We start from the raw sequence: 13,704 nt of genomic DNA on the forward strand, positions 1-13,704 counted from the left end.
AATTCTTGAGATCAAAATAGATATACCTATGCTTTTCTTAAAAGTAAATAAGAAAGTTATGACATACCAAAATGGTTTGTTTTCTTTAAAACATGGTCGAATAATAGTTTATATTCGCTAGACTTCAAGTCTTTATTATTAATAATTTTTTGCCAATATTTTTGAGATTGCTTTTTATCACCTTTAAGATAGTAAGCATAGGCTAAATATAAAAAACCCATCACCGAATTTGTAGTTTCATTAACGGCTCGATTAAGATTAACCCGCCCTTTTAAAAGTTTAATGCCTTCATCAACTTCTCCAAGCTCAATTAACACGCAAGCTCTAGTGCCAACAACATACGCAGATTGATTACTAATCTTAATGGCTTTTTCAGAATACTCATTAGCTAAATTAAGAAGCTCTGGTTGATTTAAACCTTTTAAGAGATAAATCCAAGCTAAATTATTAAAGATGAATAACTGAAATGGATTTTTTTCTAAATCTTTAAGCAGAGCAGATAGCAAGGTGATCGCCTCATCTAATTTTTGTTGGCGGATGAGTGCAACGGAAAGATTTATTTTAGGGATTAAATATGTAGAATTACTAGCAATACATTCACGGAAAAGTAATTCTGCCTGGGTAAATTTCTTTTCTTCTATATATTCTAATCCTTCTAAAATCTTGCCAGACAATAAAATTTCTTGGATTTTCTGTTGATTCATGAAAAAGATTGTTAGAAGCTGTAACCCATCGGTAGGCATGGGAACACCCATCATATTTGCCTTGAAAGGAAGCAGGTTGATAACAATCAATATCCAATTAGAAACGAAGAAACTATCTACTATCGACGAAAGCAAGGAATCATTACTTAAAGCCTGGGGATAAATGCTTTCTATTGCTGAAGTTATAGCCATCACTAAACCCATTGCGATCGCCTGCAATCCAACTCCACCTAAAATGAAGAAAAAGTAACGCAATCGCAAGAAATCAGGGGAAATTGTCCCAGGATGAGTTAAACCACCTTGTAGCCCTTGATTAACTACTAAAGTTGTTTCTTTAAATTTATATTTAAAGAGATTATGTCCTAAACCAATGGTAATTTTTTTGATTGGGAATTTGACAATCCAACCCGCGATCGCGTGACCAAACTCATGAATAATAATATCAATATAGAGGAATAACCAGAAGCATAAAAGATTGATTAAAAAGCCTAAAAATCTTAATGATAAATAAAAATCATTTGTTAACAAAAAAGCAGTTAGACTTGCAAATACTATGGTAATAGTTATATATTGTGTAAAATTATTTCTCATTGCTATTTTGCTTTATAAACTTTTAGATAATCGTTGATAATAGGCAAAAAAATTATTCTGTTTTAACTGGCTTAAAATACAAGTTATAGCACACTTGTAAAAAATGTCACACAAGTTATCAAGTTTTATTTAATACGCAATACTTTAAATCTTTCTCAATAACTCACTATTTGCTTTGGTCAACAAACTCTGGAATACTTAACAATTCAAAATTCAAAATTCAAAATTCAAAATTAAAGACATTTTCAGTCGGGGCTTAAATCCCCGACTGAAAATATACTACGTATAGACGTAGGGGTCTTAAACCCTCGGATTTACGATAAACCAAGAAGGAATTTGAATACTTACAACTCTATACCTTTGTTCAAACCCTTGATTTTAGTAGTCATGTGACAGCCTACGAATTTAGAGACTTTGGATTTTTGCAACAAGTTTATCGCTTTGATAAATTCCAGGGAATACTAGTGAGGTGTTGTTTACTCACAGTTTCTATGCGTCAATTATTTCGACATCTACGTAATTGGATGATATTCAGCTTACTGTGCTTAGTTTTAACTTGGTCTTTACCAGCACAAGCAGCCAGTAGCAATTCCCAACTAGAAAAGCAAGTCATACAAATTCTTCGAGAACACCCGGAAGTAATTATCGAATCTGTCCAGGCCTATCAGCAGCAACAACAACAAAAAGTAAACGAAGCCAGGGAAGAATTTTTACAAAAACTGAAAACCGATGCCAAAGGTGTCATAGGTAATTCCCCTGTGACTGGTGCATCTGAATCAAAAGCAGTATTAGTAGAATTTTCTGATTTTCAGTGTCCCTACTGTGCTGAGGCGCATAAAACATTGAAACAACTAATAGCAAAACATCAGGGTGAAGTCACACTGGTTTACAAAAACCTACCTTTGATACCCATTCATGACCAAGCTATGCCAGCAGCAAGAGCAGCTTGGGCGGCAAACCAGCAAGGTAAGTTTTGGGAATATCATGATGCTTTGTTTACCAATCAAAAACAACTTGGTGAAACTTTATATTTAGATATTGCCAAAAAACTCAACCTTGATTTAGAGAAGTTTAACAGCGATCGCCGTCTTGCTGATGCGGCAATTAGTGAAGATATCCAATTAGCTCAAAATTTAGGTGTTGCTGGCACACCTTTCTTCGTGATGAACAGCAAAACTTTCTCTGGTGGCATACAGCTATCAGATATAGAAAGTAAATTAGCTGAGGCTAGTTAACTATTGGTTGAGGGTGTAAGGGTATAGAAAACTTGCACATTTCTACCCTTACACCCCTACACCCTCAAAGCAAACACGCCTTAAACCAGACCCTATAATCGAGCGCAGTAAGCTATTGTTCTCCATCTCCTGCGTAAAAATCACTCTACCAACTGTAGCGATGAATGTAAAGAAATATTTAGGCAAAAATATCTCTCCAAATTTTATCCTGATATTCTATTAGCTAAAAGTAATATATATTACACAATATCAAATGAGCTTGTCATTTTAATCCAAAATTTATACTAAGTTAAATGATGTGTACGGTGAATATAATTCAAGCCAAAAAATACTTTATTAAACTAATCTGAGTAATTTTTCATATTAAAACAAGTTAAAAACAAAAAAGTATTTAAGTGATAACACTAGTATTATTTATTAAGGAGTTAAGACAATGTATGGACTAGTTAACAAAGCAATTCAAGACATGATTAGCAAGTACCACGGGGAAGATACTTGGGAAGCTATCAAACAAAAGGCTGGGCTAGAGGATATCGACTTTTTCGTGGGAATGGATGCTTATAACGATGATGTTACTTATAGTTTGGTGAGTGCGGCTAGTGAAGTATTAAATACACCTGCTGATGAGCTTCTCAAAGCCTTTGGAGAATACTGGGTAACATACACAGCGCAAGAAGGTTATGGAGAATTATTGGCTAGTGTTGGGGATTGTTTACCACAGTTTATAGAAAACCTCGATAATCTCCATGCCAGAGTAAGTAGAACAAGGTGAAAAAACCAAAGTGTGTAAAGATAAGTAAATACATAAATGTGTCTACCAAGGTAACAGGGATATGGGCAGCCGTTTAAGGGTATTTCTGACTCCTAAGCAAGATAAAATTTTGTTCAACCTGAGAACGGCAGATGTACCCCAGAAAGTGAAAGACCGAGCCGAAGTGATCAGATTAAGCGCACATGGTTGGTACGTAGAGAAGATAGCAGATCACTTTGACTGGACTGCCCAAACAGTAAGAGAAGTTTTGCATAGATGGGAAAAACAAGGTCTAGAAGGACTGTGGGAGAAAGCAGGGCGGGGAGGAAAATCAAGGTGGGCAGAAGCTGACATGGCGTTCTTAGAAAAATGCTTGGAGCAAGAACCACGTACATATAATAGTGTTCAATTAGCCCAAAAATTAGAGCAAGAACGCTCCGTGAAATTGAGTCCTGACTGGTTAAGGCAGGTACTCAAAAAAAGGGGGTCATTTGGAAGCGAACTAGAAAAAGCCACAAAGGAAAGCAAGACAAAGTATTGCAGCAAATCAAACAGGCAGACTTAGAGATGTTGGAATTATCTGCTGCTGCTGGAGAAATCGATTTAAAGTATATGGATGAATCAGGGTTTTGTGCCTGGAGTGAACCCAGTTACAGTTACTACTTCCGAGGTCAGCAAAAACGCCTGGAGCAGAGTAAGCGTCGGGGTCGAAGGTTAAGTATTATTGGGTTTCTTCAACCCCTAATTAGTTTTGTGTACGGTCTAGTGATTGGTGGCGTTTCACGCAAATCCTATATTCAAATGATGGAGCTTGAAGCACTTGAAGCCCAAAAAGCAGGTCGTATCAGAGTCATCGTTCAGGACAACGGCCCGATACATCGGTGCAAAGAAGTTCAGCAATTATGGACAAAGTGGGAAGAGATGGGTTTGTACATCTTCTTTTTACCTAAATATTGCTCAGAGATGAATCCAATTGAATTGGAGTGGCAACACCTGAAAAAAAATGAACTAGCTTCTCAAAGTTTTGAGGATGAATTAGACCTTGCCTATGCTGTCATTGATGGAGTTCAAAATAGAGGAGAAAAGGGAAACTACAGTACGCAACGTGTAAAATTTAACTCTTATTCTTCTGCTTAATTCTTTGTTACATACTTATAAATTTTCTCCACGACTTACTTAGGTTTAAGTTTTCCTCAACTTCGTCCTCCCTCTTTTGACTGTCACCACACCGATAAAAAATCGATGGAACTCCACTATCAATCTAGTCGCTGTGGTTTAGCGCCGATGGTAATTGGTTTAATTCATGGACTGGGAAAACGCTTTGAGACAAAAGTTGATATTACTCAAACTAGTTTTCGTGATCAAGGTGAGCATCACGATATCTTTTCCATCCAATACGAAGATTCGTAATGATTATGACAATTGAGCAGAATACTCAGTTGAAACAATTTGGTCTTAGTGCCGAACAATTTGCCGCTTTGTTTCCTTTTCATTTGGTAATTAATCGAGAACTGAATATAGTCCAATCGGGTGAAGCTATTGCCCGTATTCTTCAACCTGAGATTCTTCTTGATAGTTCTCTAACAGAGCATTTTCATATCTATCGTCCCAAATGCCTAGCGAACTTTGAAGCGCTTTGCCAGCAAACGCGATCGCTATTTCTTCTGCAATCCCAACATCAAGAAATAGGGCTTAAGGGACAGATGGTATATTTGGAGCCTTGGGATCATTTGGTTTTTCTTGGCTCTCCTTGGATTACCGATATAGCCGATTTGCAAAAATTGGGACTGAGTATCAATGATTTTCCATTACATGACTCGGTTTCCGATTATTTGTTTCTTCTACAGGGTAAAAATGCTGCCCTCGCCGATGCACAAAAACTCACAGCCAAACTAAAACAACAAAGAACCCAATTACAAGCAACCGCCTTACGACTAACTACACTCATCGAAAGTTTACAGGTTGGTATACTGCTAGAAGATGAAAATCGGCATATTGCGCTAGTAAATCAGGAATTTTGCGATCAGTTTGGCATTCCTGTTGCGCCGCAGGCTTTACAAGGCATGGATTGTCAGCAAGCAGGGGAAGCTAGTAAACATTTATTTGTGGAACCAGAGAAATTTATTCGCCGCTTGGATGAGATTATTCGTCAAGGGCAAATAGTTCGCAATCAAGAATGGGAACTGACAGATGGGCGTATCTTAGAACAGGACTATATACCAATTGTAGTTGAGCAAAGACTATATGGTCATCTATGGAAATATACTGACATTACCCAACGCAAACAATCAGAAATTGCTCTGAGGTTAAGTGAAGAACGATTAAAACTAGCTGTAGATGCTGTGGAGGAAGGGCTTTGGGACTGGAATTTAGTCACGGGGAAAATTTATCGTAGCCGACGCTGGTTTACCATGCTGGGTTACGCTCCTGAGGAACTAGAGAACCACATTAAACTGAGAAATAAATTGGTTCATCCAGAGGATCTTCCTTTGATGCAGCAACGGCTCATTTCCCACCTCAAGGGTGATACTCCTGTTTATGAAATGGAAATGCGTTTACTCACCAAATCTGGGGAATGGAAGTGGATTCTCGACCGAGGGAAATTAGTCAGCCGTGATTTCCAAGGTAGAGCAGTCAGAATGGTAGGAACCCATTTAGATATTACCGAACGCAAGCAAGCAGAACAAACCCTCAAACAGCAATATCAACAGGCGATATTGCTCAAGCAAATTACCGAAGAAATTCGCCAGTCTTTACAGTGGGAGAAAATTCTTCAGACTGCGGTGCAAGAAGTCCAGCGCATTTTGCAGGTTGATCGCGCTCTGGTCTTTCAAGTTGATGCTGATGGTTCCGGCAAAGTTGTACAAGAAGCGGTAATTTCTGGCTGGTCGATGACTTTAGGCCAGGATATTTATGATCCTTGTCTTCAAGATGGCTATCTTGATATGTATCGAGATGGGCGAATTACTGCCATTGGTGATGTGTATCAGGCTGGATTAAAACCTTGCTATGTAGACTTTTTGCAGCAGTTTCAGGTCAAAGCTAATCTGGTTGTACCCATTCGCGTCCGGCAAGATTTGTGGGGTTTATTAATTGTCCATCAGTGCGATCGCCCCAGGCAATGGACTCAATTAGAGTTAGACCTACTCAAACATCTAGCCGATCAAATGGGTATTGCTCTCACCCAATCGCAATTGTTGGTTCAAGAAACACGCCAAGCTCATCTATTAGCCCTACAAAATGAAGAATTGAGCATTGCTAAACAAGTGGCAGAGGCGGCAAATATGGCTAAGAGTAACTTCTTAGCCATGATGAGTCATGAAATCCGCACTCCCATGAATGCCATCATTGGTATGACTGGACTAATGTTAGATACTCCCCTCAAACCTGAGCAATTGGATTATGTAGAAACCATCCATAACAGTGGTCACGCCTTACTTACCATCATCAATGACATCCTCGACTTTTCTAAGATTGAGTCTGGCAACTTAGAACTAGAAGAACAACCCTTCGATTTGCGCGTTTGTGTAGAAGAAGCCTTGGATTTGTTGGCTCCGCAAGCAGCCTCCAAGGGCATTGAACTTATGTATCAATTGGAACCGCATACACCAACTTTGATTGTTGGTGACATTACTCGTATACGGCAAATTCTCTGGAATTTAATTAGTAATGCTGTCAAGTTTACAGATTTTGGGGAAATTGTTGTCACGATAGGAGCAAAAGCTAAGATTCACAAGCAAGCAACCACTCCTCGCTACGAGTTTCAATTTGCAGTTAAGGATACAGGTATCGGCATAGCGAGCGATCGCCTACATCGACTGTTCAAGCCTTTTAGTCAAGTCGATGCTTCCATGACTAGACGCTATGGCGGTACAGGCTTGGGGCTGGCCATCAGTAAACGTCTTAGTGAAATTATGGGCGGGAGAATGTGGGTGGAAAGTCAACCAGGTAAAGGTTCTAGTTTTTCTTTCACAGCGACCTTACAAGTTCATTCCTCAGCGATAGATAGCTCTACCACTATCGAACCAGAATTACTAGGTAAGCGATTACTATTAGCATTAGGTAATGCTAGTTTACGCAGATGCTTAAGCACGCAACTCCAAGGTTTAGGTTTTGATGTCCAGTCCGTGGAATCCAATATGACCGCGTTACGTTGTCTTTAGCAACAAACTCCTTTTGACCTAGCTGTCTTGGATCTTGATAACCCGCAAATTAATTGTCTCGACCTCACAAATAAAATCCGTGCCATACCCAAATACCAAGATTTACCTCTAGTAATGTTGAGTGCCAAGAGCAAGCAAAGTGTGGAGGTAAAACAAATAGCATCGGAGTTTACTGCCTTTTTGCATAAACCCTTGCGCCATTACCAATTACACAAAACACTTTTACAAATTGTGCGTGGTCAATGGTTAATCGATGCCCCTCAAGCGATAATTCCTTCTTACTCGCGGTTGTCTAAATCCCATCTTCCCGCTATTGATGACCAGCTGTCCGAGAATTTACCACTGAAAATTTTATTGGCAGAAGATGTGTTGGTAAATCAGAAAATTGCTCTGAAGATGCTACAAAAATTGGGGTATCGTGCTGATGTTGCCAATGATGGCTTAGAGGCTTTGGAAGCAGTGCAAAGACAGACTTATGATGTGGTGTTTATGGATGTGCAGATGCCGGAAATGGATGGTTGGGAAACTACCCGCCGGATTCGCCAGGAAGTAGCGGCTAGTAGTCAACCTTGGATTATCGCCATGACCGCCCACGCTCGTCCAGAGGATCGCCAGCAGTGCTTGGCGGCTGGGATGGATGACTACATCACTAAGCCTATTAATTTAGAAGAAATTACAGCAGTTTTGAAAAAATTAGGTGCGCAAGCAGCCTCACAACCGCAGCCATTAGCATCTGTACCACAAACAGCATCGGCAATTGACGAAAGTATTCTCCAGCAGTTGCGAGACATGATGGGGGATGATGGCGATCGCATGATTGCTGAACTCATCGAGCTTTACCTAGAGGATACGCCAAAGATGATCGAGACGATGCAAGATGCGATCGCCAAAGCAGATATAACCCAACTTAAGAAAACTGCTCATGCTTTGCGCTCTCCTACTGTCAGTATTGGTGCGGTTAACCTGGGTAAACTCTGTGAAACTTTAGAAGATATTGCGGCTACTCAATCAATCGATGAAGTTTCTACTGTGGTCAATGAATTAAATAACGAATATCATAATGTCGTCATAACATTGCAACATTTATATCCTCGAAAAATGGCAAATTAAAAACCATTTTCAGGGTTAATATTACATTCAAGTCATGAGCAAGAATAATATTGTATTACCTAATAAAACAAAGATTTTAATAATTGATGATGACCGCATTATACAATTAATTCTCAAACACGCATTACAAGAACAAGGTTATGAAATTATACTTGCTACAAATGGTTTACAAGGAATTGAGCAAGCTTATAAACACAGTCCTGCATTAATCATTTGTGATTGGCAAATGGATGATGTAAATGGCTTAGAAGTATGTTGCAAAATTAAGTCCGAGCCATCCTTGGCTACTACTTTTTTTATTCTCTTAACTTCACGCAAAGCTGTTGAAGATAGAGTTGAAGGTTTAGATACAGGTGCAGATGATTTTTTGAGTAAACCAATTGAAATTAGCGAATTAAATGCCAGAGTAAGAGCCGGACTAAGATTATATCAAATGAATCAACAACTTCAGAACTTAGCCCAAGATTTACAATTACAAAAACATCTCCTAGAAGCAGAATTGAGCGAGGCGGCTGATTATGTAAAATCTCTGCTTCCTAAACCAATATCAGGATTAATTAGTATCAATTCTCGATTTTTACCATCACGTCAACTAGGTGGGGATTGCTTTGATTACTACTGGTTAGATGATAATCATTTAGTTATCTATTTATTAGATGTATCTGGACATGGATTAGCGGCTGCATTGCCTTCTATTTCAGTGCATAATTTATTGCGATCGCACTCTCTCCCCGATGCTAATCTCTATAATCCATCTGAAGTGCTTCAAGGCTTAAATAATGTCTTTCAAATGGATCAGCAAAACTCACAATATTTTACCATTTGGTATGGTGTTTTTAATCGTATCTCTAATAAATTAACTTACGCTAGTGCAGGACATCCTCCAGCTTTACTCATGTCTCCATCAAGTGAGTCTGGTTTAGAAGTAAAGCAATTAGTCACACGCAGTTTACCCATTGGCGCATTTGCCGAAGCTGAATATCAAAATGTTGTATGTGATATTCAGCCTGGAAGTAGGCTTTATGTATTTAGCGATGGAGTTTATGAAGTTGAAAAGTCTGATGGTACTATGTGGAATCTAAGCGGCTTCATCAATTTACTCAGTCAATCATCGTCAACTGATTTAGACGAGATTTTAACAGCCATCAAAAATTTAACAGGTAGTCAAAGTTTTCATGATGACTGTTCTTTATTAGAAATCAACTTTGGTGCAAAGTAGTACAACTAACCAAATTGAGCAATGATATAAGCTCTCAAACGCTTGTAAGATATATTTTTAGGACTTTTACACTGGTATAAATTCTCGCATAAATAATTCTTGATTAGGAAATACTTCAAAAACATCGGCTGTATTACTAATATCCAAAATCATTTTAATTTGCTCGTTTATTCCACAAATTATTAGGCGGCACTGTTTTTGCTTCACTGTTTTTAGTAGTAAAAGCAAAGTTCCAAAACCAGAACTATCCATAAAACTAACAGATTGAAAATCAATCAAAAAGGTTTTAACACCTGAAGCAATGAATTGGCTGATTTGTTCGTGAATCTGTCTACCCTTTCTACCATCGAAAATTCCAGAGGGTTGAATAATTTTCAATTTTTTCTCCATAATTTGATTGCAGTAAATGATAATAAGTGAGTTTTACGTGTAGATTCTAGTTATTCAATTGCTAAAAACTATTTAATTTTTAATTAAAAATAGCTTTCTTGAGTAATAAGCAATTCCTGTCTTCTGCTTCACGTATGTAACTAACAGTCCATCCGTAATCTATTCTGAGTTTGAGCAGAAAGATACAGCCCCAATGTGCCTCATGTTCTAAGGGATTAAAATTGCGATCGCTTGTTTCTTGACTGAAATTTTCTAACGCTGCTTCTAAATCAAAAATCTCCCCTCGATCCCAAATACAAATTTGAAAATGGTTATGGTCAATTGTCACTGCTATATCAACAAGAGTTTGTGGATTTAGGTGTTGATGGGCATGGCGGACTGCATTCGTAAAACCCTCAATCAATGCGGTTTGACCTTCTATCCACATTTGGGAAGGTAACTGTTGACAGTTGAATTGTTCAAACCATTCGACTACGGTTGCCATTTCATCTAAATCACTGGCAACTTGTAAGGTAGAATGATGAATCAGTAAATCTGTTTGCAGTGACATTTAAACTGCCCCTGAATCTTTATTAAGAATAACAAAAATGGTCTTAAAAATTAACTTCAAATCATAAAGCAAGCTCCAATTATTCTGATAACGTAAATCGAGTTCAATCACATCCTCAAAGTTACGGATTTTTGAGCGCCCGTTAACTTGCCACTCACCACTAAGTCCTGGCTTAACATCGAGTCTTTGCCAATTACTTACTTCATATTTTTCTAATTCGTCGGGCGTTGGTGGACGAGTTCCAACTAAACTCATATCGCCCTGAAGCACATTCCAAAATTGGGGTAATTCATCTAAGCTGGTTTTACGCAGAAAGCGCCCAACACGGGTAATTCTGGGGTCATTGTCATTCTTAAAAAAAGCCCCGGAAGCTTGGTTGGTGATAGTGGCTTTGAGTGCTTCAGCATTTGTTACCATCGAGCGAAACTTCCAAATACGAAACCGCCTTCCCATCCAACCGCAGCGAATTTGGCTAAATAGTATAGGCCCTGGACTTTCAAGTTTAATTGCGATCGCAATTGGTACAAATATTACGGCTGTAATACTCAAACCGACAATCGCCCCGACAATATCAATAGCACGTTTCATTGGCGATCGCACAGAAGCATGGGTTAAGGGTGGACGCTGTTCTACTTTGCGAGTTGCAGTAGGGACAATAGCTTCGGTATTGGTTTCGATGTGAAATATTTTATCCAAACCTACCAAAGAAAAAGCTAAATTTACTTGTGGATGAACACTCCAAAAAACTAATTGAATATTCTTTGCCTGTGCTGATTTATGATTACTAATTAGTGAGCCTACACCGCTACTATCAATAATCGTAGTTTGACCAAAATCTAAAATAATTTTTGTTAAACCAGGTGCTTCTACCCATGTTTGGAAATATTCTCGAAAAGACACTGCCTCTACTACAGTTAATCGTGGCGGTAACTGCACTAATAAAGTGCTATTAATGCGAGTAGTAACTAGAGATATTTTAGCTTTCAGACTCATCTGGAAACACCTACTGTTAAATCTGTGGCGGTTTGTTCAAAACGGCTTTGTAAACTGTGGCAAAGTGCGATCGCTGTAGCTTGAGAAACATCAGAAACAGAAACTTTTCTCGGCTCATGAATAAATCGCACTAAATCCCCAGGCGACCAAGCTACAGGAACATTTATTTGCGATAAAGATAAACCTAGTTCTACTTGATGATTATCAACGTGTTCTTGATACTTATGACTGCGAGAAACCAAAATATAAGGCTTATCTAGAGAATCTAGCAGTAATAAAGTACCTTCCCCACAATGAGCAATCACAATTCGCGCTTGATTAATTAACTCTTGAAACTTCTCTTCTTTGAGGAAACGATAAACCCTAGCACCAGCAGGCAAAATTGTAGAATTACCATACTGCACAACCACTTCTTCTTGAATTATTTCGGTCTGTAATAAGACTTCAACCCAAGACATGAGGCGATTAAAAGGATATTGTTCTGTTCCAACTGTTACCAAAATCATAGGGTTTCCTGGGGAATAATCAATTCGGCTTGAGGATAACGAGCTTGTAGTTGCGGCCACTGCACATATAGAACGCTCAAAAAAGGTAAAATTAACCTAGCGGATAAACTCAAAGTTTGAATCCGAGTTACTGATTCGACAAAGGCGGTTTGACTACCAAAAAGTTTGCCGATAATTAAAAAAGGCACAGCAACACCAGCACCAGTAGATAAAATTAAATCTGGTCTAGTTTTATTGATGACCTGAAAAGCCAAAAGGAGATTTCTACACAAATTAGGTAGATGACGATTTGTGGGACTATAAGCCCAATAAACCCTCTCCCCAGTTAAAGCTGATTCTGTTGTAGCGGTGCGAAAACTTACCCAAACCCGTTCATGATTCTCCCAAAAAGGATGCAGTTGTTGGAGTCCTTTAAAATGTCCTCCAGAGGAACAAACAAGTAATACTTTCATCAAGAATTTCCTTTTACATTGATTACTGTTGAATACGTAATTTCTGACTAATTCCAGTAATTTGCATCATTAATTTCTCTAACAGTTGGTAGACAAATTGCGGTAGAATCCACAATAAATATGCTGCACCGAAAGTAATTAAAGTCCGATGGGGTTCTTCTAAAATAATGCGCCAATAAGTTTTGATAGCTTTGTGTAGGAGACTAACCGCAATTTGTGGCGATCGCGCTCTTGTTGCTCGGCGTGCTAAATATCGTAGTTGATAGGCTCTGGCTTTATTTCCCCACTGTTCCACAAACTCAGGATTATACGTTTGGGTTTTTTCCAAAATCCTTTCCCAAGACTCATACTGCTTGAGAGTATTAGCCGACAACCCCCCCATATTTACCCGATATAATGTCAGAGCTTCCGGTATTCCGGCGATTTTCCAACTAGTTTGTAAAGCAATCCGTAGCCAACATTCAATATCTTCCGATTGGCGAAAACTATCATCAAAATAAAAATCTTCCACTTCTCCGTAGAGATTAACTGAAAACTTGATATCTTCTAAAACAGCACGACGAATTACTACTGATGAACCATTACTAATAGGATTACGACAGAATAAATACTCCGGCGTAATTTCTGTTAGTTTTGGCATCTGATAAATGCCTAGTGGCTTACCTTGGTCATCGATGAAACTGGAGCGCGAAAAACTCACCCCAACTTCAGGCGATCGCTCAAAATGTTGCATGTGTTTTGCTAATTTTTCTGGTAGCCACAAATCATCACTATCAATGAAAGCTAAATATTCTCCTTGTGCATGACGAATCCCTGTATTTCTCGCCCCTGCTAACCCTCGATTTTGCTGATGAATAATCTTAATTCTTGCGTCATGAAATTGCTGGCAAATATCAATACTTTTATCTGTCGAACCATCATCAACAATAATAATTTCAAAGTCATGATATGTTTGTGATAGAACAGATTTTAGTGTTTGTGCAATATAATTTTCGGAATTATAAACAGGAATAATTACGGATAATTTCATAATTAATAAG

Annotated in this window: 13 protein-coding genes and 1 pseudogene; 7 read left to right on the forward strand and 7 right to left on the reverse strand. The window is 38.4% G+C overall.

Going from position 1 to position 13,704, the window contains the following annotated elements; genetic code table 11:
• Window positions 1-56 precede the first annotated feature (56 nt).
• The gene (locus tag NSMS1_RS02610) at window positions 57-1,295 is read right to left on the reverse strand and encodes a tetratricopeptide repeat protein (protein WP_224090693.1); all 1,239 of its coding nucleotides are present in this window, start codon (window positions 1,293-1,295) and stop codon (window positions 57-59) included.
• 491 nt (window positions 1,296-1,786) lie between these two features.
• Between NSMS1_RS02610 and NSMS1_RS02615 the strand changes: the two genes are divergently transcribed.
• The 7 genes and pseudogenes from NSMS1_RS02615 (at window position 1,787) to NSMS1_RS02645 (ending at window position 9,773) form a co-directional block, all read left to right on the forward strand.
• Window positions 1,787-2,530 (forward strand): DsbA family protein, encoded by a 744-nt coding sequence (locus tag NSMS1_RS02615; protein ID WP_224090694.1) that lies wholly within the window; start codon window positions 1,787-1,789, stop codon window positions 2,528-2,530.
• Between the two features lie 433 nt (window positions 2,531-2,963).
• Window positions 2,964-3,287: pseudogene (locus NSMS1_RS02620) on the forward strand (heme NO-binding domain-containing protein); the annotation flags it as partial.
• 76 nt (window positions 3,288-3,363) lie between these two features.
• A protein-coding gene (locus NSMS1_RS02625) for an IS630 family transposase (protein ID WP_224085966.1) occupies window positions 3,364-4,418 on the forward strand; the annotation gives its coding sequence in 2 pieces (ribosomal slippage) (window positions 3,364-3,756 and window positions 3,759-4,418; 1,053 coding nt in all).
• A 21-nt stretch (window positions 4,419-4,439) separates the two neighbouring features.
• The gene (locus NSMS1_RS02630; protein ID WP_224095042.1) at window positions 4,440-4,691 is read left to right on the forward strand and encodes a heme NO-binding domain-containing protein; all 252 of its coding nucleotides are present in this window, start codon (window positions 4,440-4,442) and stop codon (window positions 4,689-4,691) included.
• Between the two features lie 5 nt (window positions 4,692-4,696).
• Window positions 4,697-7,444 carry an ATP-binding protein gene (locus NSMS1_RS02635; protein WP_224090695.1) on the forward strand — a complete coding sequence of 916 codons (2,748 nt, stop codon included), beginning with the start codon at window positions 4,697-4,699 and terminating at the stop codon, window positions 7,442-7,444.
• A gap of 27 nt (window positions 7,445-7,471) precedes the next feature.
• Window positions 7,472-8,554, forward strand: a complete 1,083-nt coding sequence (locus NSMS1_RS02640) for a response regulator (RefSeq protein ID WP_224090696.1) — start codon at window positions 7,472-7,474, stop codon at window positions 8,552-8,554.
• Between the two features lie 34 nt (window positions 8,555-8,588).
• Entirely contained in the window at window positions 8,589-9,773 is a 1,185-nt protein-coding gene (locus NSMS1_RS02645; protein WP_224090698.1) for a SpoIIE family protein phosphatase, read from the forward strand.
• Window positions 9,774-9,839: 66 nt separating this feature from the next.
• Here NSMS1_RS02645 and NSMS1_RS02650 read toward each other — a convergent pair whose 3' ends face one another.
• The 6 genes from NSMS1_RS02650 to NSMS1_RS02675 form a co-directional block, all read right to left on the reverse strand.
• Window positions 9,840-10,163 (reverse strand): STAS domain-containing protein, encoded by a 324-nt coding sequence (locus NSMS1_RS02650; RefSeq protein WP_224090700.1) that lies wholly within the window; start codon window positions 10,161-10,163, stop codon window positions 9,840-9,842.
• Window positions 10,164-10,242: 79 nt separating this feature from the next.
• Window positions 10,243-10,713 (reverse strand): ATP-binding protein, encoded by a 471-nt coding sequence (locus NSMS1_RS02655; protein ID WP_224090702.1) that lies wholly within the window; start codon window positions 10,711-10,713, stop codon window positions 10,243-10,245.
• Window positions 10,714-11,706: a sugar transferase gene (locus NSMS1_RS02660; protein WP_224090704.1), complete on the reverse strand. Its 993-nt coding sequence runs from the start codon at window positions 11,704-11,706 to the stop codon at window positions 10,714-10,716. It abuts the gene before it with no gap.
• On the reverse strand, window positions 11,703-12,212 hold the full coding sequence (locus NSMS1_RS02665) for a glycosyltransferase (RefSeq protein WP_224090707.1): 510 nt from the start codon (window positions 12,210-12,212) through the stop codon (window positions 11,703-11,705). Before NSMS1_RS02665 ends, NSMS1_RS02660 begins: the two co-directional genes overlap by 4 nt.
• Window positions 12,209-12,664 (reverse strand): PssD/Cps14F family polysaccharide biosynthesis glycosyltransferase, encoded by a 456-nt coding sequence (pssD, locus tag NSMS1_RS02670; protein ID WP_224090708.1) that lies wholly within the window; start codon window positions 12,662-12,664, stop codon window positions 12,209-12,211. The genes NSMS1_RS02665 and pssD overlap by 4 nt, the downstream gene beginning before the upstream one ends.
• Window positions 12,665-12,686: 22 nt before the next feature.
• Complete coding sequence (locus tag NSMS1_RS02675; RefSeq protein WP_224090710.1) at window positions 12,687-13,694, reverse strand: glycosyltransferase family 2 protein; 1,008 nt, start codon at window positions 13,692-13,694, stop codon at window positions 12,687-12,689.
• Window positions 13,695-13,704 lie beyond the last annotated feature (10 nt).

The sequence above is a fragment of the Nostoc sp. MS1 genome (assembly GCF_019976755.1).
Taxonomy (GTDB): Bacteria; Cyanobacteriota; Cyanobacteriia; order Cyanobacteriales; family Nostocaceae; genus Trichormus.